This window comes from Candidatus Eisenbacteria bacterium, assembly GCA_016867715.1.
Lineage (GTDB): Bacteria > Orphanbacterota > Orphanbacteria > Orphanbacterales > Orphanbacteraceae > VGIW01.
This window is the reverse complement of the sequence record VGIW01000029.1, coordinates 1-24,465: the sequence shown is the minus strand read 5'-3', so window position 1 is coordinate 24,465 and position 24,465 is coordinate 1. Positions and strand designations below refer to the sequence as shown.

Genomic DNA, 24,465 nt, shown 5'->3' with positions numbered 1-24,465 from the left:
GCCGGCCGCGAACGGCGTCTCCCTCTCTCGCATGCGCCCGGCAGGCCGACGCAGAACGAGAAGAACGTTCTAGGATGAAGGCCGGCCGCCGATCGTCGATTGTATTCGGAGGAACGGGCGCCGTCCAGCCGGAAGCGCCATCGGCCGCGGCCGGAGAAAGCCGCGAGGCTCGCTCGGCTCCGATCGGTCCCGATGCCGATGGAGAGTGGATTCCGCGCGCGACGAACCTTTCGCGCATCTACCCTTTTCTTTTCCGGCCTCGCCCGCCCCTCGAACGGCCGCCCCCGGATCGGCTCGAGCGCGAGGAAGAACGTTCCCGTCCGGAGCCGCCGCCTCGACTCGGTTCTCTCTTCGGCTCCGGAGCTTCTCCTTTCTCGCGCGGGATTTCCAAGGGCGCGTGCAGGGTTCTCTGGTAGAACTCGTCGATCAGCATCGCGACGACGGCGAGCTCGTCGTCGGTCTCCCCGAGGCGCCGCGCGAGCGGGATCATCCTCTCCATCCTCTCGCGCACCAGCTTGTCGAGACCGCGCAGTTCCATCTCGAGCTGGGCGGTGACCCGCTCCGACACGATCGCGCGCACGTCCTCGTCGGTCGGCAGTTCGCGTCTCAACATGTCGATCCCGTATTGCTTCGCGACCGCCTTCAGCTCCATCTTCTCCAGAACATCGACGAGAGAGATCGCCGCGCCGCCCGCCCCCGCGCGTCCGGTCCGTCCGGCACGATGGATATACGACTCGTGGTCTTCCGGGAAGTCGTAGAGGAAGACGTGGGAAAGATCGACGATGTCGATCCCGCGCGCGGCCACGTCGGTCGCGACGAGAAACCGGAGTTTTCCGCTGCGCGCCCGCTCGAGCACCTTGTCCCGTTCCTTCTGCACGAGGTCGGCGGAGAGATCGTCCGCGTCGTATCCGAAGCGCTGGAGCACCTTCGAAACGTACGCGACGTTCGCCCGCGTGTTGCAGAAGATGAGCGCAGAGGCCGGGTTTTCGATCTCGATGATTCGGACGAGCGCGCGGTCCTTCTCCATCCCGGGCGTTTCGTAGTAGACGTGCTCCGTCTCCGCGACGTACTCCCGGTCCCGGCTGAGCGACAGGAACGCCGGCTCTCTCAGGAACTGGCCGGCCAGCGAACGGACCACCGAGGGATACGTCGCGGAAAACATGAAGCCGTCCCGCCGCTCCGGAAGGTACGCCTGCAGCGCCCTCATGTCCGGGTAGAATCCCATCGAGAGCATTCGGTCCGCCTCGTCGAAGACGAGAATGCGAAGCCGATCGAGAACGAGCGAGCCGCGAAGAAGATGATCGAGAATGCGGCCAGGAGTTCCGACGACGAGGTGCGCTCCCTTGCGAAGCCCATCGAGCTGTTGCCCGTAGCCGACGCCTCCGTAGAGCGGCACGGTGCGAACGCGCGTCTCCGTCGCGAGCGCCTCTGCGTCGGCGGTCACCTGCCGCGCCAGCTCCCGAGTGGGAACGAGAACGAGCGCCTGGCACTCGGCGCGGTCCGCATCGATCCTCTCAAGGATCGGAAGAAGAAACGCGGCGGTCTTCCCGGTCCCCGTGCGGGACTGGACCATCACGTCGCGCCCCGCGCGAATGTACGGAATGGTCTTGGCCTGAACCGGCGTAAGCGCCGTCCAACCTTGGCTCTCCGCCGCCCTTCGGAGGACCTCGGGAAGATCCTTGAGCCCAATCTCCGCCGGCGGGCTTTCCTGATGGTTGCTTGAATCATGCGTCATTGAAATCCTCGTCCTTTGTAGGATCGGTCCGGCGGCTTCCCCGGCGCCCGGCCGGCGTCTCTTACGTCCGATCGATCGTACCACGTTCCCGCGGGAAGGGGAAAGGCGGGCGGGAGAGCTCAATGAACGGCGATTCCGATCCGCGTTGAGTCATGTCTGTCGCAACGCCCATTGTCTCGCCCGCGGGAGGAAGATAGACTTGGACCGAGCGATTTCACGGAAGGAGCGGGCCGTTGCTCGAAGTCTATAAAGTGCGCGAGCGGTTCCCCGCGTTTCGCGCGAAGCGCGAGGGCGCGCCGCTCGTCTATCTCGACAACGCATCCACGACCCAGAAACCGGATGTGGTCATCGAGCGCATCGCTTCGTTCTATCGATCGGGGTGCGGCAACGTGCATCGCGGGGTGCACGCGCTGACGGGAGAGGCGACCCGTCTCTACGAACACGCGCGGGAGACTGTCGCGCGATTCATCGGCGCGTCCGACCCGTCCGAGATCGTCTTCACGCGAAACGCGACCGACGCGATTCACATCGCCGCCTTCTCCTGGGCGTGGGAGCGGATCGGCGAGGGGGACGAGATCGTCGTTTCCGAGATGGAGCACTCCTCAAACCTCGTTCCGTGGCAGCTTCTCGCTCGCGAGAAGAACGCCGCGCTCCGGTTTCTCCGAGTCGGCGCCGATGGGCGGCTCCGCAGCCCCGCGCTCGACAAGATCCTCACGCCGCGCACGAAGCTCGCCGCGCTCATCCATGTGTCGAACTCGACCGGCGCCGTCAATCCGGTCGAGGAGCTCGCAGCCGCCGCGCGCGCGCGAGGAGTGCCGATCCTCATCGACGGTGCGCAGTCGGTCCCGCACATCCCCGTCGATGTCCGCGCGATCGGATGCGACTTCTTCGTCTTCTCCGGCCACAAGATGCTCGGGCCGACAGGAGTCGGCGTCCTTTATGCGAAGAAGGATATCCTCGATGCGATGCGCCCCTTCTTCGGAGGCGGCGGCACGGTCCGGGAGATGAGCCGCGACGGCTCGTCTTTCAACGAGGCGCCCTGGAAGCTCGAGGCGGGAACGCCGAGCGTGGCGGACGCGCTCGGCCTCGAGGCGGCGATCGGGTTCCTCGAGGAGATCGGCATGGACGCGATCCGCGAACACGAGAGGGTTCTCACCGAGACCGCCCTCGACGCGCTCGCGGGAGTCCCGCGCATCGCCCTCTACGGCCCGGATACGAGCGAGAACCGAGCGGGAGTGATTTCCTTCAACATCGAAGGAATTCGTCCGGCCGCCCTCGGCCGGTTTCTGGACGAAAGGGGGATCGCGGTCCGCGCCGGAGATCACTGCACGCAGCTTCTCTTTCGGTCGATGGGGATCGCCGCGACCGCGCGCGCGTCCTTCTACCTCTACAACACGACGGACGAGATCGCCCGCTTCGCCTCCGCCCTTCGCGAGGCGGCGGCCCTCCCTCGATCGGCGTGGAAAGACGTCGAGGGCGCGTGAACCTTCGCGGAATCCGCTCGTTGATAGGGCGGACCACGAAGACACGCGGCGCGATGAACCGCGAAGTCGAAGGAGGAAACATCATGATTCGAAAGCAGATACAGGCTCTTCTTCTCGGCGTCCTTCTCGGGGCGGTCCTTCCCGCTTCCATTTCGGGGGCCGTCGATCCGCCGGAGAGGATCTACTCGAAGAGAATCCGCATCCTCTCTCCCGAGCGCTATCGAGAGCTCCGCGACCAGTGGAAGGCGTACACGGGATCGCACCCGAAGGACGCGGTCGGGTGGACGGAGCTCGCGAAGGCGGCGCGCTACGCCGAAGAGCCGTGCGAGGTCTATCTTGATTACGCCAAGAAGGCGGTCAAGCTCGACCCGAACTACGCCGACGCGCGCCTCGTGCTCGGCTCGAACAATTGGTGCATGTACTGTCCCGAGGCGAAGGAGGATCCCGCCGACGCGATCCGCGAGCTTGAAAAGGCGCTCGCCCTCGACCCGCGGTCGGGCGAGCCTCATTACTCGCTCTGGGTCATGAAGCTCTTCCAAGGAAAGAGAGACGAGGCTGCCGCGCATCTCGAGGCGCTCGTTCGGGGCGGCCACATCCCCGAGTTCCTTCTCGACATGGCGTACAACCTGCTCGTCGCGGTGGAAGAGAACGCGATCATCCTCACGAACGGAGACAACGACACATACCCGCCGCTCGCGCTTCAGGCCGCGCGCGGCCTTCGAAAGGACGCGGCGATCGTGAACCTCAGCCTCCTCAACACGGCCTGGTACCGCAAGGAGCTTCGCGAGGGACCGCACGCCGTGCCGCTCCCGGTCATCGATGAGGATGCGAAAGGCCCGCAAGTGGGCGCCGCCCTCATGGGGCTCGTCGAGAACCTCGGTCGCGACGGATGGAAGCGCCCGCTCTACGCCGCGGTCACCGTCAACCGCGGCAACCTCCCGATTCCGAACCGGCTCTCACTGGAAGGGCTTGTCTATCGGATGCTCCCCGATCAAGGAGAGGAAGCGGAGATCGACATCGATGCGCTCAAGGAAAACCTCGATCGAAGCTATCGGCTCGACAGCGCCACGAGCCTCGGCCTCGACTGGGAGCACTACTCGGGACTTGCCAACCTCGTCGTGAACTACGCCGCCGTGGAGTCGCGCCTCGCGGGGGCGCTCGTGGAGAAAGGCGATCTCGAGGGCGCGAGAGCACGGATCGCGCACGCTCTCCGCATCTGCGAGTTCCACAAGAAGAACGGCTTCGCGCGGTCGCTCGGCCGAACGCTCGCCGAGACATGGAAGAAATGGGACCCGGGGTCCTCGGCGCCCGCGGTTTGGATCGAGAAGTTCGAGGAGTGAAGAGAAAGACGGCTCGCCCGTCGAACGAGGAGTCCGACCCTGCAAGACGAGGAAATCGCACGACGAATCGGGAACGGCGATCCGCGCGCGTTCGACGCTTTCTTCGACCGCTACGCGGGGCCGCTTCTCGGCTACTTGCGGGGAATGGTGAGGGAACGCGCCGCGGCCGAGGATCTTCTCCAGGAGACGATGCTTCGCGTTCATCGGAACATCGGACGCTACCGGGAGCGCGGCGCCTTCCGCGCCTGGGTGTACCGCATCGCGACGAACCTCGCGCGAACGGAGCTTCGCCGCGCCCGCTGCCGAGGCGCCGCCGAAGACGATCTTGTATTGCACATCAACGATCTGCCGGAGCCGGCGGCCGACGAGAGGCTGGAAAGAAACGAGACGCTGAACGCGGTGCGCGCGGGGATCGCCGCTCTTCCCGACGAGCAGAGGGCCGTCGTCCTCCTCCGCGTGCGCCGCGGAATGGCGATCCGCGAGATCGCCCGAACTCTCTGCATTCCGGAGGGAACCGTCAAGTCGCGACTCCACTACGCGGTGAGGAACTTGCGGAATTCCCTCTTCGATCAGGATTCCCTCGGAAGTCCCAAGGAGGCATCACGCCATGCGATGCGAAGACGCGAAGAACGAGCTGTTTGAGATGGTGTTCGGCGAGCCGGATGACGAGAAGGAGGCGCTCCTCCAGGAGCATCTCCTCGCGTGCGAGGCCTGCCGCGAGGAAGAGCGGTCTCTCCTTCGCCTGCGGGACGCCGTCCGAGACGAAACCGCGGAAGAGAAGCGGGCGCTCGAGACTCTCCGCGAGCGAATCCGGGCTTCTCTTCCCGCGAGGCGCAGGAGGGGCATCGGCTCCTATCTCAGAAGGCCGATTCCCGCGTACGCGGCCGCGGCGGCGTGCGCGCTCGTCGCGATCCTCGCCCGCGGGCTTCCTCCGTCCGAGCCGTCGACGAGCGAGCATCGCCCCGCGCGAGTCCTCATCGGACCGGAATCGCCTGCGTTCGTCGTCGCGGGTTCCTACGAAACGTCGGCCGGATGGTTGGATTTCGAGGAAGCGCGCGCCGACCGGACGCCCCGCTCGCCCGCCGCGGACAGTCTGTAAGGGCTCGCTCGGCGCCGTCCGAAAAGGCCGCGTCCTCTACCTCGGCTTTCCGGGAACGGACGACTCCTCCCTGCGCGGCATGCGGCAGGTCCCCTCGAACTGCGCCCGCTCCTGGATGACGAATGACGGGGAGGACACGCTGCCGAGGAACGTCGATCCCCCCATCAGCTCCACCTTCGACCCCGCGTCGATCTCGCCCTCCAGCCTTCCATGCACGACCACCTGATGGGCGCCCACCTTCGCCTTCACAACCCCCTCGCGCCCGACAAGCAGCGTGCCGCGCACGACGATCTCGCCGTCGAAGTTCCCGTCGATCTGCACGCTCCCCGAGCCATCGAGCTTCCCGGTGTACTTCGTGCCCGGACCGAGGAAGGTGTTCAGGCCGGACCCTTTCTCCGTCGGGGCGAGCCCGGCTTCCTCCGGCTTGTCTTTGACGTCTTTTCCGAACATGACCGCTCCTTCGTTGTCCGATTCGTCTCGAGATCGCTCCCGTGTCGTCCGCTGTCCGTCGATCGATGGGCGTGCGCTCACGAGCGTTCCTTTCTCTTCAAGAGGTAGAGCGGGTCGATCGCGTACCCGTCCTGCCTCGTCTCGAAGTGGAGATGCGGGGCGCTCGATTGGCCCGTGCTTCCGACGAGGGCCACCGTGTCCCCTTCCTTGACTCGATCTCCCTTGCGCACCAGGAGGCGAGCGTTGTGACCGTACACGGCGACGAGACCGCCCCCGTGGTCGATCACCGCAACATTACCATAGATCGAATGCCATCCGGCTTCGATCACGCTCCCCGCGACCGGCGCCGTGACGGGAGTGTTTCGCGCCGCCGCGACATCGATCCCGACGTGGACCCCGCCCTCGCCTCTTTCCTCGCCGAACGAGGAGGTGACGAAGCCGCTGACCGGCCAGGCGAGCGCGCCGCGACGCGCGCGGAGAGTTTTCTCGAGCGCGAGGCGCGTTTCTTCGTTCGGAACGACGGCATCGGGAAGATCGAGCGTCGCTCCGGGAGTCCAGGCTTCTTCGTTTCGCCCCACGCTTTCCTCGTTCGACGAGACCGTCGCAGGAGGCTCCGGAAGCCCGAGGAGGCTCCTGACCCTCCGGTCCATCTCGCGGAGCCGACTCACTTCTTCCTCGAGCTCTCCCACCCGCGCGGCCTCGCGCTCGAGATCCCTGCAGCGCGCCTCGAGGCTCTCCCAAGAGCTGACCTTTCGGGTGAGAACGCCGTGGGTCGCGGCGAGAAAGACGAACGAGGCTCCCGCAAGACAAAGAAGAAGAGCAGCGGCGATCACGGCCCGCCGGGAGACTTGGAGGTGATAGCTTCGACTTCCGTCCGACGGCGCGACGATGATCGAGTAGTTCCTAGAGGGCATTGTCTCCGTCCACTCGCCCGCGGGAAGAAGAAAAGATCCGCGCTCGACGCCACGACAGTAGTCGGGGCGTGTCGGATCGTCAAGCGAGAGACCCTGCGGACCGGCGAGGGAAGCTGAGTCGGGAGGCGCGTGGCGAGACCGAACGATCGAAAAAGAAGAACGGGGGCTGGTCCTTGGTCCAAGACATGGGTGCTACCGTTTGCGATTGAGTTCCCCAAACTTCCATTCCGGACTGACCTGACCCCCGTTTTTCCTCTCCTACTCTCCGCTGGCAGACCCCCTTTCCAGCCTTTCGGCTGTCTTGGAATCTCGTTCTGCCGCCGGGAGCAGGGTACCGGGAGCTCCCACATTCCCGGTACCCGCTTCCTCATGCGCTGGAGGGCTGAAGCGCCGAGCCTCACTGCTTCCCGACAGGCTGCTGCCCGATAGGAGGATCAAGAGACGTGCCAAGCCGTTGGCGCCGCCGCGAAACGCGGGTCCATTCATAACCAATTGTAAATAAAAGAGTTCGAAAAGACAGCCGCGCCCGGGGCGGAGTGGCCACGATCGCGAAGTGTATAAAAAAGAGGACAATGTGGACCTGCCCGGTCTCAGGGGCCGCGCGGAGGCGGGTTTCGGGAACCGGGCGGCCTCGCGCCGCGTGTGAGGAGCGGCTCGACCGCCCGCGCCTCAACGCTTCGCAGCATCCCTCTCGCGCGCGGCGAGCGTCCGGGCGTCCGTGCCCGAGAAGACAATCTCCGAACGCGCCGACGATTCGCTTGAAGCTTCGGGGAACCGGGTCTAACTTGAGATCGGGAGAAGGTCCGCGAGAGGAAGGAAGAGATCCCCCGCCGAGCGCGGCGTCGCGGACTTGGAAATCACCCTCGAAAGGACGTGCGAAGGAGGTCGATTTTCACTAGTATTCAGAATAGAAAAATGATACGGATCGCGTTGGGCCGGAAGAGCCCTCCACTATCCCAGTACTACGGGAAATTCGGCAATGTAGAGGGAGAGAGGGGCAGAGCCCTCTCTCCTCCTTCTCAAATCTCCTAACCGCTCTTCCGGCCTTCTTCATTTCCCCGCCTTGCCTTTCCGTCCGTCGGAATCCGCCTCGACGAGAAGCACGGCCGCGTAGGCGGCGATTCCTTCCTTGCCGCCGATCGCGCCCATCCCTTCGTTCGTCTTCCCTTTCACGAAGACCGATCCCTCGTCGATGCCGAGAGCCTTCGCGAGGTTCCGGCGCATCGCTTCCCGGTGCGGGAGAAGGCGCGGCTCCTCGGCCACGACGACCGCGTCGATGTTTCCGACCGCATAGCCCAGGCGCCGAACCTCTTCGGCCGCGCGCTCCAAGAGATTGATGCTCGAAGCATTCTGAAAAGCGCAGTCGGTCTCGGGAAAGAGAGAGCCGATATCGCCCGCGCCGGCGGCGCCGAGAAGGGCATCGATCACGGCATGAACGAGGACATCCGCGTCCGAATGGCCGTCGAGACCCCGCGGATGGGGAATCGCGACCCCGCCGAGGACGAGCGGGCGCCCTTCTCGGAAGCGATGTGAATCGTAGCCGATCCCGACACGAGGCATGCTCATCCGCGAACCTCCCTCGCGATCCACTCCGCGAGAAGGAGATCCTCCTCGACGGTGATCTTGATGTTCCAGCGGTCCGCCTGCACGATCCCGACCCTCGCCCCGATCCGCTCGACGAGCGCCGACTCGTCGGTCCCCTTCCATCCCTCCTCGATCGCCCGCCGGTACGCTTCGCGGAGAAGCTCCGCGCGGAAGGCCTGAGGGGTTTGCGCGAGCCGAATCTTCGCGCGATCGAGCGTCGCCGTCACCTCGTCGCCGTCCACCCGCTTCACGGTCTCCACCGGCGCGCTCATCGTCGCCGCGGCGCCGATCGTCCGCGCGAGCGCCACAGTCTCCTCGATCTCGCGCGCCGTGACGAACGGTCGGACCCCGTCGTGCACGGCGACGATCTCGGTCTCCTCCGGCACTTCGAGAAGACCCCGATGGACCGAGTCGAAGCGCTCCTCTCCCCCCTCCACGGCGCGGAACCAGGCGAGAGCCGGCGGCGCGAGCGAGGCAGCGCGCTCCGTCTCTCCCGGGGCGACCGCCGCCACGATCCCTCCGACCGAGGGCGCCGAGGCGACCGCCTCGAGCGTGCGCGCGAGGATCGCGCGGCCTTCGACCGCGCGGTACGGCTTCGGAACCGCGCCCCCGAGACGGAGGCCCGCCCCGGCCGCGGGCACGATGACGATCACTCGTGGTAAAGAAGTTTCGCGGATCAAAAGATCGTGATCTTCAGATAGCGTTTGGGATTCTCGCGCACGTCGCGCAGCAAGTCGTTCAAATTGCGCGAGGCATCCATCATTTCCTTGTATAGCTTATCGTCCTGGGAAAGCTGCCCGAGCGTTCCCTGGCCGTTCTCCATGCGCTGCACGACCTCTTCGAGCGACAGAATCGTGCGATCCAGTCTTTCCATCGTCTCGTCGAATCGAGCGGAGGCGGCCGCGGCCCGTGTCACCGCCGTGTCGATCTTCCCCCGGTTCTCCCGAAGCGTCTCGTCGAGATTCTCGGAGAGCGATCGGAAGTTCTGGATCGAGCTTCGGACATCCGTGCGGTTCTCCGCGAGCATCCCTTGAAGGTCGGCGGACACGTCCCGCAGATAGCGTACGGCCTCCCGCATCGGTCCGACGATCTCCTGCTCTTGCAAGAGCCCCTCGACGCGAGCGACGATCTTCCCGACGTCGTCGAGCACGATCCCGAGCTCCGCCATCGCTTCGGTGATCCCCGGCGAGTAGCCCCCTCGAACGAGGTTTCTCGTGTCGAGGGTGTCGGAGCTCGTCCCGGGAAGGACGGCGATGAATTTCTCTCCCATGATGCCCATGTTCTCCACTCGGAACGAGGCGTCCGTGTGAAGAACGACATCGGGCCGCAGCTTGAGCGTCACGAGGACCTCCCGCGTTCCGAGCTCGATGCTCGAAACCGATCCTCGCCGGAGGCCGGAGACCATGACCGGGTCTCCCACGTTGAGGCCACCCACCTCGGGAAACGCGACGCGTACTCTCGGGCCCGGGCGCCCGATCTCCATCTGGCCCAGGTAGATCACCCCGACGACGAAGAGAACGGTCGCGGCGAGCACCACCAGACCGACCTTCCACTCCAGTCCTTTCGAGGTCATCGCGTCCTCCCTCCGGGCGCGCCCGCGGCCGAATCCCGCGCACGTCCCGGAATGTCGCCCCTCACAGAACGTGGATCGGCCCTTCCGCCTCCCCGCGCACGAACTGCCGAACGACCGGGTCCGCCGTGGCTCGAACCTCCTCAACGCTCCCCTCGAACACGATTCTTCCTTCGTGAAGCATCGCGACGCGATCGGCCACCTTCGAGGCGCTGGTCATGTCGTGCGTCACCGTGATCGAAGTCGCGTTCAGTTCCTTTTGGAGCGATCGGATCAGCCGGTTGATTACGTCCGCCATGATCGGATCGAGCCCCGTGGTCGGTTCGTCGTAGAGAACGATCTCCGGATCCATCGCGATGGCGCGCGCGAGCCCGACCCTCTTCTTCATGCCGCCCGAAAGCTCGGACGGCTTCTTCCGAGCGGCGTGCTCCATGCCGACCTTCCGGAGGCTCTCCGCGACGCGTTCCGCGATCTCCCTCGGGCCGAGTTTCGTGTGCTCGACGAGACCGAGGCCGACGTTCTCCTCGACCGTGAGCGAGTCGAACAGCGCCGCGCCTTGGAAGAGCATACCAAACTTCTTTCGCACGTCATAAAGGGAAGAGGAGTCCATATCGGTGATATCCGCTCCATCGATCCGGATGGAGCCCTTGTCCGGGAGAATCAGACCGATCAGGTGCTTCAAGAGCACGCTCTTCCCGCAGCCGCTCGGGCCGATCACGACGAGGGACTCCCCGCGGTAGATGTCGAGATCGACGCCGCGGAGCACGGGCTGCGCGCCGAACGACTTCTCCACTCCGCGAAGCGAGATGACGATGTCTCTTCCGCTCACGTCTTCACTCCGTGACGCTCGAGGAAGCGCCGCAGGCTGTCCGCGGGCAAGGCGATCCCGATGCCGGCGCGTCCGACAAGCTCCGAGGGAATCGACTCGACGAAGTCGAGCACTTCGTCGTTCGACTTCACGAGCCCGGGAACGCCGACATGGGATTTCAGCATCCCGATCACCTTGCCGCTCGAAGTCCGGAACAAGGGACTCCCGCTGTGTCCGAGGGCCACGGAGGCGTCGATCTGCACGATCGGGATCCGCGGGGCCCGCGCGCTCACGCGCCACTTCGGGAGCGCCGACACGTGGCCGAAGCCGACGCTCGGCTCGAGATCCGCGTTCAGCGTGTAGCCCATCGGATACCCCGCGAAGATCACTTCTTCGCCGACGCGAAGTCCCTTCGTCGAGCCGAACCGCGCCGCGGGGAGCCCCTTCTCGTCCGCTTTGAGGAGCGCAGCGTCGATTCGCTCGTCCGAGGCGACGACGCGGGCGGCGACGTTCGCTTCTCCTTCCACCGTGGGAAACGCGATCGCCACTTCCTGCCTTCCGCGCACCACATGCGCGCATGTGAGGAAGTGCCCCTTGTCATCGACGGCGAACGCGGTCCCGTAGCTCGCGGTCCCCGCGTCATCCTGATACCAGACGAGAACGACGGACGAGGCGGCCCGCTCGGCGACCGCGACGACGCGGCCGCGAGAGAGAAACGAAACGCACAGAAGGAGCGCGCCGAGCGCCGCGAGATAGAAGATCCTCATCTTCCATCGTCCCTCCACGCCGCCGCCGCCCATGCCGCTACCTCGCGAACACGAAGCCGAACAAGAGCTCGGCCAAGATATAATCGGAGATGAGGATGAGCAGACAAGAGGAGACGACCGCGCGGGTCGCCGCCTGCCCTACTCCCTCGGCGCCTCCCTCGGTGCGGAGACCGTAGTAACATCCCATGAGCGCGATGATCCCGCCGAAGATCACCGACTTGATGAGGCCGCCCCACACATCGTCCATCACGAAAAACAGCTTGAGCCCGAAAGCGAACGACTGCGCGGACATTCCGATCGAGTAGACCGCCGCGAGCATCCCGCCCACGATCGCCAGTATGTCGGCGAAGACGACGACCACGGGGATCATGACCACCCCCGCGATGAAGCGCGGCAGGGCGAGATAGCGGATCGAGTCGATCGCGAGCGCCTCGAGCGCGTCGATCTGCTCGGTCACCTTCATCGTCCCGAGCTCGGCGGCGATCGATGCCCCCACGCGCCCGCCGACGACGAGACCCGTGAGCACCGGCCCAAGCTCGATGATCACCGACTTCCCGACCACCGACCCGACGTAGCGGAGCGGGATCCAATCTTGGAACTGATACGCCGCCTGGATCGCCGCGACGGTCCCCGTGAAGAACGAGGTCACCACGACGAGCGGCATCGAACGGACTCCCATCTCCATCATCTGGACGAGAGTGAGCCTTCCGACCTTGTGAACTTGAGGAAAAGACCGAAGGATGCGTACGAGGAGAACGGTGATGTCGCCTAGCTCGCTGACCGCGCTCACCACGCGGCCGCCGACTCTGGTGATCGACCCGGCCAAGCGCTACGCCTCCCCGGCTTCGCCGTACTCCTCGCCGCCGCCCCCGACCGGGGTTTCGACCGCCTCGCGGGCAGAGAGGCTCTCGAAACGCGTGAAGCTCTTGAGGAACGTGAGGTCGACGGTGCCGAGCGGCCCGTTTCGCTGCTTCCCGATGATCACCTCCGCCTTCCCCTCGTTCTCGGGGATCTTCTCGTACACCTCGGGCCGATAGAGGAAGAGGACGACGTCGGCGTCCTGCTCGATCGCTCCCGATTCGCGAAGGTCCGAAAGAACGGGCCGATGCGCGCCGGTCCTCGTTTCCACGGCACGCGAGAGCTGCGAGAGAGCGACGACCGGGAGGTTCAGCTCTTTGGCGAGCGCTTTGAGAGAGCGGGAGATCAACGAGATCTCCTGCTGGCGGTTTTCCGCCGCCTCCGACGCGCGAATCAGCTGGAGATAATCCACGATGAGAAGCGCCAAGCTTGCTTCCTTGTGGAGCCGCCTGGCGCGCGACCGCATCTCCAAGACCGTGAGGCTCGCGCTGTCGTCGATGAAGATCGGCGCCGTCGAAAGAAGACTCGCGGCGGTGGTCAGGTTCGGCCAGTCCCTCTGGGGAACGTACCCGGTTCGAAGCGCGTGGCTGTCGACGCGCGCTTCCGAACAGAGGAGGCGCTGCACGAGGTTCTCGCGCGACATCTCGAGGCTGAAGATCGCGACCGGGAGCTTGGAATCGAGCGCGACGTTCTGGGCGATGTTGAGACAGAAAGAGGTCTTCCCCATCGAGGGGCGGCTCGCCACGATGATGAGATCCCCCTTCTGGAAACCGGAGAGGAGCGCGTCGAGATCCGGGAAGCCGGACTGCACGCCGAGATGCGAGCGCCCACCCTCCGCCATCGCCTTCGCCTCGTCGTAGACCGGCTTCACCACCGCGCGAATCGGAAGGAAACCGCTCGTGACCTGCGATTCGGAAATGTCGAAGATGGATTGCTCCGCCCGGTCGAGAAGAGCCTTGACGTCCTCGACCCCTTCGTACGCCCTCTGCACGATCTCGGTCCCCGCGTGGATCATGCGGCGAAGGAGCGCCTTCTCGAGAACGAGGCCCGCATGGTAGCTCACGTTCGCCGACGTCGCCACCTCGTCGAGGAGCGAGGAGAGATAGAGCCGCCCGCCCGCGCTCTCGAGCGTCCCGAGACGAGACATCTCGTCGACCACCGTGATGACGTCGATCGCCTCGCTTCGCTCGTAAAGGGAAACCATCGCGGCGTAGATCTTCCGGTGCGCCTCCCGATAGAACGAACTCTCCGTCAGAATGTCGAGAACCTTGTTCATCGCCTCGCCGTCGAGAAGAACCGCGCCGAGAACGGCCCGTTCCGCCTCCACCGCTTGCGGCGGAACTCGGTCGAACGTTCCTTCCGCGCTCTTCGCCTGCGGTCTCTTCCTCGCTGGGGGCACGGTTCGACTCCTACAGCGGGCGAATCGCCCGATACGCGTCCCGCAGGATCTGAAAGTCCTCCCATACCGGACGCTTGTACGATGCGTTGTGCAAACAGGCGGAAGGATGATACGTGCAGATGAGCCTCCTCCCCTCCCAATCATACCAGGCGCCCCTCAGCCGGCCGATCGGATCGGTCCTCCCGAGAAGAGTCTGGGCGGCGTGCTTGCCCAGCGCGCAGATGATCCTCGGGTTCACAAGCTCGATTTGCCTACGAAGAAACGGAAGACAGGCGGCGACCTCCTCGGGCTCCGGGTCCCGGTTCTGCGGCGGGCGGCACTTGACCACATTCGCGATGTAGACCTCGCCGCGCGCGATGCCCGCGGCCTCGAAGATCCGATCGAGGAGCTTCCCGGCCGGCCCGACGAACGGCTCGCCGGCAGCGTCCTCGTCCGCTCCGGGCCCCTCGCCGATGAACATGAGAGCCGCGTTCGGATCGCCGGTTCCGAAAACGATCGTCTTGCGTCCCGCATGAAGCGGGCAGAGCGTGCACCCGTCGATCGCGCGCCGAACCTCGGCGAGCTCCGAGACGCCGTCCGCCCGCGAGGGGGTCGCGTCCGCCTCACGGCGCGCGCGCGCCTCGACGCGCGGAAGAATCGGATCCGGAAACCCAAACTCCCGCTGCTGAGCGGCGTACCGCCTGAGGAGTTCGAACACCGAGCCGCTCATCTCCCCCTCGATTTCGTTTTCACGGGATCTTCGCCTTCGGGTTTGAGCATCGCGGCGACGCGGTCCACGATGCGCGCCGCGACCGAGTCCTTCGAGGCGAACGGGATCTCCTCGCGGTACCCGTCCCGGCCGAGAAGAATCGCCTCGGTCTCCTCGCGCCCGATCCCTCCGCCCGGGACGTCGGGACGGTTTACGACAATAAGGTCGAGCTTCTTCCTTTTCATCTTCTCGAGCCCGCGCGCTTCCGGCGAGTCGGTCTCGAGCGCGAACCCGGCGAGAACCCGAATGGAGCCGCGCCGCGCGGCGAGCGTTTCGAGGATATCCTCGGTCGGCTCGAGCTCGATGCGGATCGGCCCCGAGCGTTTCAGCTTCTCGCCCGAGAACTTCTTCGGCCGGTAGTCGCCGACGGCGGCCGCCATGAGCACAACGTCGCACGTCGGACCCTCGCGAAGCACCGCCTCGGCCATCGCCTCTGCCGTGGTCGCCTCGATCACGCGGGCCCCCGCGGGGGGCGCGACCGAAAGAGCGCCCGCGACGAACACGACCTCCGCTCCGCGGCGCGCGCACTCGCCCGCGAGCGCAACTCCCATCTTCCCGCTCGATCGATTCGTGAGAACGCGCACCGGATCGATCGCCTCCTCGGTGCGGCCCGCGGTCACGAGGATCCTTCGCCCGGCGAGATCGCCCGGGCGATCGAGCATCTCGCGCACGACGGCGACGATCCGCTCCGGACTCGCGAGACGTCCCTTGCCGCGGTATCCGCACGCGAGATCCCCCTCGTCCGGCTCGATGATCCGCACGCCGTCCCCGCGAAGCCGTGCGAGGTTTCTCTCGGTCGTCTTGTGCGCCCACATGAACGAGTTCATCGCGGGAGCGACGACGACGGGACAAGTCGCCGCGAGATAGGCAGTCGTGAGAAGGTCGTCTGCGATCCCCGCGGCCATCTTGGCGAGGATGTTCGCCGTGGCCGGCGCGATGAGAAAGAGATCCGCGCTCTGCGCGATGTCGATGTGGATCGGCTTCGTCTCCGGGGCGAAGGCATCCGAGGGACGGGCCTCGCGATCGCTCGTCCAGAGATCCCAGACGGCGCGCCTTCCCGTGAGCGCCTCGAAGCTCTCCGGACGGATCAGCTCCGTGGCCGATCGGGTGAGCACCGCTTGGCAACGCGCGCCGGAGGCGCCGAGAAGGCGGACCACCTCGAGCGTCTTGTACGCCGCGACGCCCCCCGTCACGCCGACAAGGATCTTCCTCCCCTCAATCGCCAAACGATGGATCCTCCTTCTTCGTCCCTCCGACCGATCCGGCCGCTTCGCCAGCATCCGGCTCGCGGGTCTCGCTCGCCTCCGCCACCTTCCACTCCACCTCTCCCCGCAGCGTCCTCTCGAGCGCTTCGGACGTCACCTTGGCGTCTCCCGCCCCGATGCCCCTTCGGATGCGGATCGCGTTCAGGCGCCGCGCCTCGCGCGCGGCGACCACGATCTGCTCGTACGTGTTCTCCCTCTCGGGAGTCTTCTTCTCGGTCACCTTCTTCTCCTCGGTTTCCAGATTCCTCGCCGGCGAACGGCGTCATCTCGCGCCGGCGGTCTCCCGCAGCCTCGCCGCGCGGCACCGCTCGGCGCGGATGATCGAGAGCACGGTCTCGATCGCCCCGTCGAGCCGGTCGTTCACGACGATGTAGTCGTACTCGAACTTCTTCTCGATCTCCGCTCGGGCGTTCTCGAGCCGCGTTCGGATCCTCTCCTCCGGCTCCGTCCGCCGCTCGCGGAGCCGCTTCTCGAGAACGGCGAGCGAAGGAGGCACGATAAAGATCGCGAGCGCCGCGGAGTACTTCGCCCGGACCTGTTCGCATCCCTGAACGTCGATATCGAGGACGACATCCTCGCCCCGCGCGATCCCCTCCTCGATCTCCGAGCGGGGCGTGCCGTAGTAATCGCCGTGCACCTTCGCCCACTCGGCGTAGCGCCCGGCGCGGATTCGCTCCTCGAACTCCTCCTCCCCGACGAAACGGTAGTCGCGGCCGTCGGCTTCGCCTTCCCGAATCGGGCGCGACGTGTCCGAGATCGAGAAGCGAAGCCTCGGATCGCGCGCCGCCGCCGCGCGCGCGAGCGTCGTCTTTCCCGCTCCGGACGGCCCCGCGATCACGATCGGAAAAGAGCTTTTGGTTTCAACCATTCGTTACTCCAGGTTCTGCACCTGCTCGCGAAGGCGCTCGACCTCCTCCTTGAGCAAGACGATCTCGCGGGAGATCTCGGCGTCCGACGCCTTCGATCCGATCGTGTTGATTTCGCGATGAAGCTCCTGAAGCAGGAAGTTGAGCTGCCGTCCGACCGGTCCTCCCTCGCGGAGGAACCGGAGAAACTGATCGACGTGCGCGCGCGCGCGGACGACCTCTTCGGTGCAGTCGAGCCGGTCGGCGAGGGCCGCCGCCTCGTGGGCGAGCCGTTCCTCGTTCACCGGAAGACCTTCGAGGAGCTTCTCGAGGCGCCCCCGAAGCTCTTTCATCGCTGCGCCCGATCGAACGGAAGCGCGCTTCTCGACACGCCCGAGCGAGGCGCCGATCGCGCGAAGCCTCTTGCGGAGATCCGCGGCGAGGATCGCGCCCTCCCGCCGCCTCATCCGCACGAGATCGGCGAGCGCGCGCCGGATCGCTTTTTCGACCGGCGGCCAGACTTCCTGCTCGCGGAGCGTTCGTCCCTTGACCGCCAGCACGTCGGGAAGATGAAGGAGGGTCGAGACGTCGAGCGGTCCGCCGACGCCGTGCTTCTCCCGCAGCCGGCGCGCCAGAGCAAGATACGCGCGAACGCGCGCCTCGTCCACGTGGACCTCGATCTCCTCGCCGCCGCCGTCGACGTCCACGGCGAGCGAGATGCGGCCGCGGGCGAGCGCGCTCTGGAGAACCTCTCGGATCTTCTGCTCCGATCCGAGAAGAACCGCCGGGAGCCGGAATGAAGCTTCGAAATACCTGTGGTTGACGGAACGGATCTCGACCGCGAATGTGAGACTGGAGGCTTTTGTTTCCGAGCGGCCGAAGCCGGTCATGCTGGAGACGGTCATGGACAACTCCCGTTTGGAAGGGGTTTGATCATATCCCAAGGGGGGCGGGCCGTCAACGGGGAGACAGGACGGGCTATCTCTTGATGGCGCAAGCACTTTCGCGGCGCGCCCGAGCGCGAAGGGGCGATCGGCGGGAGCGGTCATGAACGCGCTGTTCATCCACAAGGCGGCGCCCGCGATCACCGCGGCGCTCGCGGGGAAGAGGCTCCGGTACGTGCTCCAAGCCGCGCGGCCGTCCGGCCCTGTCTTCCTGTTCCGCATGGAAACGCCGGCGGGGACGCTCCTCGTCTCGCTCCGCCCCGATCTCCCGTGCGTCGCGCGGCTCGATGAGGGGAAGAGCCCCGAGGGCGAGGAGAGCGCGGCCGCAGCGAAGCTCGCCCGGCTTCTCGAAGGGCATGCGCTCGTCCGAGCGTACGCGCCCGCGGTGGACAGAACGCTCTTCGTTGAGTGGGAGAGCGGTCTTGCGATGCGGATCGACCTCATGCGGCGCCCGGTCCTTCGCGTTCTCGATGGATCGTCCGTCCTCCTCGCGCTTCCCGAGAGCGAAGGGAAGAGCGGCGGCGCGCTCCCGGAGGCAGGGCGCATCGACCGTCCCGATGTTCTCCGCTTCGATCCGGAGACGCTCCCTGCAAGCCTCAGCGACGAGGAAAGCGCGCGCGCGGCGATCCGCGATCGAGTTCTCTTCCTTCCGGGCGAGTGGGCGGCGGAGTGGGTCGCGCGCGCACGCCTCGCCGAAGCCGCGCCTGAGAACCGGAGGACCGCGCTCGTTCGCGCGTGGAGGGATCTTGTCGACGAGCACGAGCGGTCGAATCGGTCGCATCTCTACCGGAGCGGCAGAAAACTTCATCTATCGACCATCGCGCCGCGAACCGAGGACGATTCTCCGGAGACGTTCGCGGATCCGCTCGAGGCGGCCCGGACCTGGTGGCGGATGGCCGGCGGGGAAGTCCTCCTCGCGGATACCGTTCGCGAGATTCGCTCGAGCGCGGCGCGGGAGCGAAAGCGTCTCCTCAGGGTTCTCGAGAAGCAACGGGCCGAGCTCCGCGACGCGGAACGAGCCCCGATCCATCGCAAGGAGGCGGAGATCCTCAGCATCCACTTCGGCGAGATCGAGAAGGGCGCATCCGAGGTCGTCCTCCCCGATCCGTACCAAGGGGGCGCGATCACGATCGCGCTCGACCCGGCGGCGAGCGCGCGGGAGAACATCGAGCGTCTCTTCCGGCTCGCCAAGAAGGGGGAGAGAGGCGCGGAGATCGTAGAGGGGCGGATCGCGGAGAATGAGCGCCGCATCGCCTCGCTGGAATCGATTCTCGCGGAGATCGACGGAGTCCGGAGCGAGGAGGAAGCGGAACACATCCGCGCGCGCGTCGGCTCGCTTCTCCGCCCGGCAAGACGCGAGGCTTCTTGGCGCGAGAAGATCAAGAAGCCGAAGGAGCGCGCCCTTCCGGTCCGCCCGAGGGAATACACGATCGCCGGGGGCTACACCGTTCTCGTCGGGCGCGACAACAAGGAGAACGATCTTTTAACCTTCAAGATCGCGCGCCCGCGGGATCTTTGGTTTCACGCGGCGCAGGCCGCCGGATCGCACGTCGTCCTTCTCCGCGACGATCCGAAGAAGCCGGTCCCCCGCGAGGCTCTTCTCGAAGCCGCAGCGATCGCCGCGCGGCACTCGAAGGCGAAGCACGCCGCGAAGGTCCCCGTGATCTACACCGAGAGGCGCCACGTGCGGAAGCCGAAGGGCTGGCCTCCCGGCAAGGTGACCTGCGCGCGCGAGAAGACCCTCTTCGTCGAGCCGGGGATCCCCGGTGAGTAGCCGAGCGCCCGGCGAAGGAGAACCACGCACCCGCCCGGCGCTATCGCCATAACCACATATAAATACACGAGTTCGAGCGCTCTCCCGCTGCGCCGGAGCTCGTTGAACTCCCGGCGAGTTCTAGGATACACTCGTCTCGAACCGCGGCGTGGAACCCCGATCGACGAATCGATAGGAGCGGTCCGAGGGGGCGGGTTCATCGGGGAGAACCGGCCGCTCGAACGACGCCGCACGCGCCGCGAGCGCACGGAGAAGGATCACATGCGAAGCGAATGGGGAAACAACGCGATTCTCATCCACGAGGTCGGCCTGCGCGACGGTTTGCAGGTCGAGAAGACCGCGGTGCCGACCGAGGAGAAGATTCGCTGGATCGATGCTCTCGTCGAATCGGGCGTGGATATCGTGCAGGTCGGTTCCTTCGTCCATCCGGAGAAGGTGCCGCAGATGGCCGACACGGATCGGCTCTTCGCGCTCCTTACCGCGCCCGGAAGGAAGCCGGAGCGGGTCACGCTCTCCGGCCTCGTCCTCAACGAAAAGGGGCTCGACCGCGGGATGGCGTCAGGGGTCGAGATGTTCTGCATGGGCGTGTCGGCGAGCGAAACGCACAGCCGAAAGAACACCGGCATGAGCACCGCGGAAGCGCTCTCTCGAATCGTGCCGATGGCGAAGAAGGCGGCCGAGGCGGGGAAGAAGGTGCAGGTTTCTGTTCAATCCGCGTTCGGCTGCGGCTTCGAGGGTCCGGTCGAGAAGGAGAAGGTGCTCGGGATCGTGAAGGAGTATCTCGCGGCCGGAATCCGGGAGATCAGCCTCGCGGACACCGCGGGACACGCGCACCCGATCCAAGTCGAGGAGATGTTCGGCGCGATCCGGGACCTCGACCCAGCGGCGCGGCCGGCCTGCCACTTCCACAACACCTACGGGCTCGGCCTCGCGAACTGTTACGCCGCGTGGAGAGCCGGCGCCGTCTCGTTCGAGTCCGCGTTCGGCGGCCTCGGCGGATGTCCGTTCACGAAGCTCCCGGCGGGGAACGTGAGCAGCGAGGACCTCGTCCACTCCTTTCAGCGGATGGGCATCCGGACCGACATTCGGCTCGACAAGCTCCTCGACGTCGCCCGAATGGTCGGCACGTATTTCAACCGTGAACTTCCTGGGTTCATTCTGAAGTCGGGATCCCTCCTCGATCTCAAGAAAGCGGGAGAATAATCCGTCATGAAGCTTCTCAATAACATCCGCGTCGTCGACATGACCAACGTGCTCGCGGGCCCCTTCGCCACGATGCACTTCGCGCTCCTCGGCGCCGAGGTGATCAAGATCGAAAACCCGGACGGGGGAGACCTCGCGCGCAAGCTTGGGAACGTGCCCGAGCTGAACAAGAAGCTGATGGGGACGAGCTTCCTCGCCCAGAACGCGAACAAGAAGTCGATCACGCTGAACCTCAAGGTCGAGGAGGCGAAGGAGGTCTTCCGCAAGCTGATTCGTACGACCGACGTGCTCGTCGAGAACTTCAGGCCCGGCGTGATGGATCGGCTCGGGTTCTCCTACGGCGAGCTCCGCAAGACGAACCCGAAGCTGATCTACTGCGCGATCTCCGGGTTCGGACAGACAGGCCCGGACGCGTTCAAGCCCGCTTACGACCAGATCGTGCAGGGGCTTTCCGGCGTCATGGACGTGAATGGGGACGAGCGCCTGCACCCGCTCCGCTCAGGCTTCCCCGTATGCGACACGGTCGGCGGGCTGAACGCCGCTTTCGCGATCCTGGCGGCGCTCTTCCATCGCGAGCGGAGCGGCGAGGGGCAGTTCATCGACATCGCGCTCCTCGATTCGATCATGCCTCTCATGGGATGGGTCGCCGCGAATCTTCTCATCGGCGGAAAGCCCCCCGTCCCGATGGGGAACGACAACTTCACCGCCGCCCCGTCCGGCACATTCCGCACGAAGGACGGCCACATCAACATCGCCGCCAACCAGCAGAAGCAGTGGGAGGACCTCGCCGACATCCTCGGCGTTCCGGAGCTGAAGACCGATCCCAGATTCCAGGAGCGCGACACGCGCAAGGCGAACCGGAAGCTCCTCACGCCGCTCCTTGAGGCGAGGCTCGCGGAAAAGGGAACCGCCGAGTGGGTCGAGGCGCTGAACGCGAAGGGGATTCCATCCGGAGACATCCTTTCGCTGGGAGCCGCCCTCGACTCCGCGCAGATCCGGCACCGCGAGTCGATCGTCAGCGTGAAGGAAGACGAGATCGGCGAGATCCGGCTCTTCAACCTCACCGCCAAGTTCTCAAGCACGCCGGCGAGCGTCGATGCGCCCCCGCCCCGTCTCTCCGCGCATACCGCGGAGATCCTCGGCTCGCTCGGATACGGCGAGGCCGATCGTAAGGCTCTCAAGGAGAAGGGAGCGATCTAGTCGGCCGCAGCGTTCGCTTGAACGTTTTCGGGCGCGGCGCGTTTCGCCTTCGGGAGAGATCCCTACTCGGCTCGCGGGATCGTTCCCGCGCGGCTCCCGTCCGGAGGCCGCGCCCGTGCGAGAGCCGAGCGGGAGAACCCCATGCACGACGCCGAAGACCATAGCGAGAACCGGTTTCCACAGGCGGCCCCAAGCGGTTCTATCGAGGAGGCTTCCCCCGAGGAGATGACCCGCCTCAAGGGATTCCTCGTGATCCAGTTCCTCTTCCTGCTCGCCTCTCCTCTCGCGGGCGGTTTCCACTACCGGGTCTGGTCAATGCTCGACACCGCCCTCCTCGTCCTCTCGATCGGCATCGGGGCTCTTGCCTTCGTGCTCGAAACGAGAAGGGCGCGGAGATCCGTCTTCCAGATTTCGGCGGTCCTTTATGTATTGGCTGTTGTCGACATGAGCATTAATGTTCTCATTTCCGGCTTCCTCGGCTGGCAAGGGGTCGGGCTGCCGGGATAGCGCGGGGATCACCGCTCCGGCGGGTGGTTTCTCAGGCCGACAGGAACACGACCGGTGTTTTCCCGACCGGGGCGCAAGAAGCACGCTTCCGACGGATCGACGTTATCGACGCAAGAGGATCAGTTTCCGCGAACCGCTCACCGGCCCCGCGTCCAGCCGCGCGAAGTAGACGCCGCTCGGAAGGGGCCGGCCGCGATCGTGCGTCCCGTTCCAGGCGACCTCGTGGAGACCGGGACCGCGAACTCCGTCCGCGAGCCGCGCGACCCGGCGTCCGGCCGCGTCGCAGACGTCGACACGAACGGAACGGCTCTCCGCCAAGCGAAAGCGAATCGACGTCGCCGAGGCGAAGGGATTGGGGAGGTTGGGCTCGAGTCGGAATGGGCCGACGGCGAGCCCGACCCCGGTCGCCTGCGGATCGCCTTCGTAGGCGCCCATGTCGATCCGTCCATCGAGAAAGCGGGGAGTTCCGCCCAGATCCCTCGCGGGAAGACCGAGGCCCGCGCTGTCGGGCGGTCCCGCGTTCACGCAGGGCGACATCGTTTGAAGCGCAAAGGGATGCGGCGCCTCGCCGACGAAGAGCGGATCCTCATCGATGTTCCCCCCGCCCGGCCAGCCGCCGCCGATGTCGCTCCACGTCGTGTACCAGTTCTTCCCGTACAAGATCTGCGTCGGCTCGAAGTAGTTGGACGGATTTTCCCGGAGGATGCTCCCGGTGATTCGGGGCTTCGAGAGGTGCGCGTAGATCGCGGCGGCCGGATCGAACATCTCCGAGTTCCGGTCCTCGTTCGCCACGATCGTGCAAGCGGCGAGCCGCGGGTAGGCGTCGAGGCAATGGACGGCCGAACCCCCGATGAAGGCGACGTTCTCGACGATGAGGCAGCCCGTGATCTCGGGCGAAGCGAAGTGCGTGAAGGCGAAAGCGCCCCCGAAATCGGCGACGTTGCGGCGCAGAACCGAGTTCTCCACGCGGAGCTTGGAAAAGCCGTTCACTCGCAGAGCGCCGCCGCGCAAGGAGTCGCCGGCGTTCTTGGCATACTCGATCACGCAGTATTTCAACTCGGAACATTGGTTGATTTCCGAAGTAAATGGGAAGCGGATGCCGGCCCACGCCCCGGCAAGGGTGGAGTCCGCGGCGAAAGAGTCGGGGTCGGAGCTCGTGAACTCGATGCGCGCTTCGGGCTCGCCGAGCGCCAGCAGCCGTCCGCGCACGGTCAGCGAGAAGTAGCCCTGGAACTCCACGCGCACGCCGGGAGAAACGGCGAGAGTGACGCCGTCCGCCACCTCGATGTCTCCTTGAACGCGCACCATGTCGGCGCTCCAGACGGTGTTCGTCTCGATCGGCCCGGACACGTCGAGCGCGCGCGCCTCGAACGGAAGACCGCCGCGGCCGGCCCGGTCGACGGGGACCGGATACGATGAAAAGACCGCCTCGCGCCGTGCGCGGTGCGGAGTCTCGGGAAACGTCCTGCAGCCGTATCCCGCGGCCGGCGATCCCGGTTGCGGGCGAAAGTCGCCCCCCCTCGGGATCCGTGAGAAGAGGATCGACCCCGATCACGTTGTCGTAGGGCGGAAGCTCGGCCCCCGGCCAGCCTTGAGGCTCGAATCACCCCTACGGGCACAGAAAAGAGAAGTGGGAGAGGGGATTCGCGTTGGCCGCCGAGTCCGCGTGAAAGCTCCAGTTCTCGCGGATTCCCGACGCCCCGAGCCCCGATGCGATGCTCGCGCCGGTCGGCAGCCACTCCGAGGGGATGCCAGTCAGGTAGAGGAAGTCCGATCCCGTGTTCACGGCATCCACGATCAGGTTTCGTTCGACGACGACGTCCGGGTTCTCGACCTGCAGGCGGACCGCGTAATCGTGCGGCCGCCAGAAGGTGACCTGCCGCACCGATCCGGACGGACGCAGATCGACCGACTCGCTCCGGTAGCCTCGGAAGCGAATACCGCCATTGATGATGATGCAATCGTCGATAT

25 protein-coding genes are annotated in these 24,465 nt (G+C 65.8%); 8 read left to right on the top strand and 17 right to left on the bottom strand.

The window, feature by feature from the left end; translation table 11 throughout:
• Positions 1 to 238 precede the first annotated feature (238 nt).
• Positions 239 to 1,735, bottom strand: a complete 1,497-nt coding sequence (locus FJY73_07125) for a DEAD/DEAH box helicase (protein ID MBM3320432.1) — start codon at positions 1,733 to 1,735, stop codon at positions 239 to 241.
• 233 nt (positions 1,736 to 1,968) lie between these two features.
• Here FJY73_07125 and FJY73_07120 point away from each other — a divergent pair, with 233 nt between their 5' ends.
• The 4 genes from FJY73_07120 to FJY73_07105 all read left to right on the top strand — a co-directional run bounded on the left by FJY73_07120 (position 1,969) and on the right by FJY73_07105 (position 5,658).
• The gene (locus FJY73_07120) at positions 1,969 to 3,219 is read left to right on the top strand and encodes a cysteine desulfurase (protein MBM3320431.1); all 1,251 of its coding nucleotides are present in this window, start codon (positions 1,969 to 1,971) and stop codon (positions 3,217 to 3,219) included.
• 83 nt (positions 3,220 to 3,302) lie between these two features.
• On the top strand, positions 3,303 to 4,559 hold the full coding sequence (locus tag FJY73_07115; protein ID MBM3320430.1) for a hypothetical protein: 1,257 nt from the start codon (positions 3,303 to 3,305) through the stop codon (positions 4,557 to 4,559).
• Between the two features lie 39 nt (positions 4,560 to 4,598).
• Complete coding sequence (locus tag FJY73_07110; protein ID MBM3320429.1) at positions 4,599 to 5,201, top strand: sigma-70 family RNA polymerase sigma factor; 603 nt, start codon at positions 4,599 to 4,601, stop codon at positions 5,199 to 5,201.
• Positions 5,167 to 5,658, top strand: a complete 492-nt coding sequence (locus FJY73_07105; protein ID MBM3320428.1) for a zf-HC2 domain-containing protein — start codon at positions 5,167 to 5,169, stop codon at positions 5,656 to 5,658. Before FJY73_07110 ends, FJY73_07105 begins: the two co-directional genes overlap by 35 nt.
• Before the next feature lie 36 nt (positions 5,659 to 5,694).
• Here the strand turns inward: FJY73_07105 and FJY73_07100 are convergent, their stop codons facing one another.
• The 14 genes from FJY73_07100 to FJY73_07035 all read right to left on the bottom strand — a co-directional run bounded on the left by FJY73_07100 (position 5,695) and on the right by FJY73_07035 (position 17,771).
• Entirely contained in the window at positions 5,695 to 6,108 is a 414-nt protein-coding gene (locus tag FJY73_07100) for a polymer-forming cytoskeletal protein (protein MBM3320427.1), read from the bottom strand.
• 77 nt (positions 6,109 to 6,185) lie between these two features.
• Complete coding sequence (locus FJY73_07095; protein ID MBM3320426.1) at positions 6,186 to 7,022, bottom strand: M23 family metallopeptidase; 837 nt, start codon at positions 7,020 to 7,022, stop codon at positions 6,186 to 6,188.
• A gap of 1,050 nt (positions 7,023 to 8,072) precedes the next feature.
• Positions 8,073 to 8,582, bottom strand: a complete 510-nt coding sequence (locus FJY73_07090; GenBank protein MBM3320425.1) for a 2-C-methyl-D-erythritol 2,4-cyclodiphosphate synthase — start codon at positions 8,580 to 8,582, stop codon at positions 8,073 to 8,075.
• A 2-nt stretch (positions 8,583 to 8,584) separates the two neighbouring features.
• Positions 8,585 to 9,259 carry a 2-C-methyl-D-erythritol 4-phosphate cytidylyltransferase gene (ispD, locus tag FJY73_07085; GenBank protein ID MBM3320424.1) on the bottom strand — a complete coding sequence of 225 codons (675 nt, stop codon included), beginning with the start codon at positions 9,257 to 9,259 and terminating at the stop codon, positions 8,585 to 8,587.
• Between the two features lie 23 nt (positions 9,260 to 9,282).
• Entirely contained in the window at positions 9,283 to 10,179 is an 897-nt protein-coding gene (locus FJY73_07080; protein MBM3320423.1) for an MCE family protein, read from the bottom strand.
• A 61-nt stretch (positions 10,180 to 10,240) separates the two neighbouring features.
• Entirely contained in the window at positions 10,241 to 11,005 is a 765-nt protein-coding gene (locus FJY73_07075; GenBank protein MBM3320422.1) for an ABC transporter ATP-binding protein, read from the bottom strand.
• Positions 11,002 to 11,784: a trypsin-like peptidase domain-containing protein gene (locus FJY73_07070; GenBank protein MBM3320421.1), complete on the bottom strand. Its 783-nt coding sequence runs from the start codon at positions 11,782 to 11,784 to the stop codon at positions 11,002 to 11,004. The genes FJY73_07075 and FJY73_07070 overlap by 4 nt, the downstream gene beginning before the upstream one ends.
• A gap of 4 nt (positions 11,785 to 11,788) precedes the next feature.
• The gene (locus FJY73_07065; protein ID MBM3320420.1) at positions 11,789 to 12,541 is read right to left on the bottom strand and encodes an ABC transporter permease; all 753 of its coding nucleotides are present in this window, start codon (positions 12,539 to 12,541) and stop codon (positions 11,789 to 11,791) included.
• Positions 12,542 to 12,580: 39 nt separating this feature from the next.
• Positions 12,581 to 14,008: a replicative DNA helicase gene (gene dnaB / locus FJY73_07060; protein ID MBM3320419.1), complete on the bottom strand. Its 1,428-nt coding sequence runs from the start codon at positions 14,006 to 14,008 to the stop codon at positions 12,581 to 12,583.
• Between the two features lie 10 nt (positions 14,009 to 14,018).
• Positions 14,019 to 14,717 (bottom strand): uracil-DNA glycosylase, encoded by a 699-nt coding sequence (locus FJY73_07055; GenBank protein ID MBM3320418.1) that lies wholly within the window; start codon positions 14,715 to 14,717, stop codon positions 14,019 to 14,021.
• Positions 14,714 to 15,982, bottom strand: a complete 1,269-nt coding sequence (coaBC, locus tag FJY73_07050) for a bifunctional phosphopantothenoylcysteine decarboxylase/phosphopantothenate--cysteine ligase CoaBC (protein ID MBM3320417.1) — start codon at positions 15,980 to 15,982, stop codon at positions 14,714 to 14,716. Before coaBC ends, FJY73_07055 begins: the two co-directional genes overlap by 4 nt.
• Positions 15,972 to 16,241 carry a hypothetical protein gene (locus tag FJY73_07045; protein MBM3320416.1) on the bottom strand — a complete coding sequence of 90 codons (270 nt, stop codon included), beginning with the start codon at positions 16,239 to 16,241 and terminating at the stop codon, positions 15,972 to 15,974. The genes coaBC and FJY73_07045 overlap by 11 nt, the downstream gene beginning before the upstream one ends.
• A 42-nt stretch (positions 16,242 to 16,283) precedes the next feature.
• Positions 16,284 to 16,889 (bottom strand): guanylate kinase, encoded by a 606-nt coding sequence (gene gmk / locus FJY73_07040; GenBank protein ID MBM3320415.1) that lies wholly within the window; start codon positions 16,887 to 16,889, stop codon positions 16,284 to 16,286.
• A 3-nt stretch (positions 16,890 to 16,892) separates the two neighbouring features.
• The gene (locus FJY73_07035; GenBank protein MBM3320414.1) at positions 16,893 to 17,771 is read right to left on the bottom strand and encodes a YicC family protein; all 879 of its coding nucleotides are present in this window, start codon (positions 17,769 to 17,771) and stop codon (positions 16,893 to 16,895) included.
• A gap of 142 nt (positions 17,772 to 17,913) precedes the next feature.
• On the opposite strand from FJY73_07035, the gene FJY73_07030 reads away from it, so the two are divergent.
• The 4 genes from FJY73_07030 to FJY73_07015 all read left to right on the top strand — a co-directional run bounded on the left by FJY73_07030 (position 17,914) and on the right by FJY73_07015 (position 22,494).
• Positions 17,914 to 19,584: a DUF814 domain-containing protein gene (locus FJY73_07030; protein ID MBM3320413.1), complete on the top strand. Its 1,671-nt coding sequence runs from the start codon at positions 17,914 to 17,916 to the stop codon at positions 19,582 to 19,584.
• A 261-nt stretch (positions 19,585 to 19,845) separates the two neighbouring features.
• Positions 19,846 to 20,787 (top strand): hydroxymethylglutaryl-CoA lyase, encoded by a 942-nt coding sequence (locus FJY73_07025; protein ID MBM3320412.1) that lies wholly within the window; start codon positions 19,846 to 19,848, stop codon positions 20,785 to 20,787.
• A 6-nt stretch (positions 20,788 to 20,793) separates the two neighbouring features.
• On the top strand, positions 20,794 to 21,987 hold the full coding sequence (locus FJY73_07020) for a CoA transferase (GenBank protein MBM3320411.1): 1,194 nt from the start codon (positions 20,794 to 20,796) through the stop codon (positions 21,985 to 21,987).
• A gap of 141 nt (positions 21,988 to 22,128) precedes the next feature.
• Entirely contained in the window at positions 22,129 to 22,494 is a 366-nt protein-coding gene (locus FJY73_07015) for a hypothetical protein (GenBank protein MBM3320410.1), read from the top strand.
• Between the two features lie 102 nt (positions 22,495 to 22,596).
• Here FJY73_07015 and FJY73_07010 read toward each other — a convergent pair whose 3' ends face one another.
• Positions 22,597 to 23,844 (bottom strand): hypothetical protein, encoded by a 1,248-nt coding sequence (locus tag FJY73_07010; protein ID MBM3320409.1) that lies wholly within the window; start codon positions 23,842 to 23,844, stop codon positions 22,597 to 22,599.
• A gap of 259 nt (positions 23,845 to 24,103) precedes the next feature.
• On the bottom strand, positions 24,104 to 24,465 hold a 362-nt coding region (locus FJY73_07005), incomplete at its 5' end, for a hypothetical protein (protein MBM3320408.1).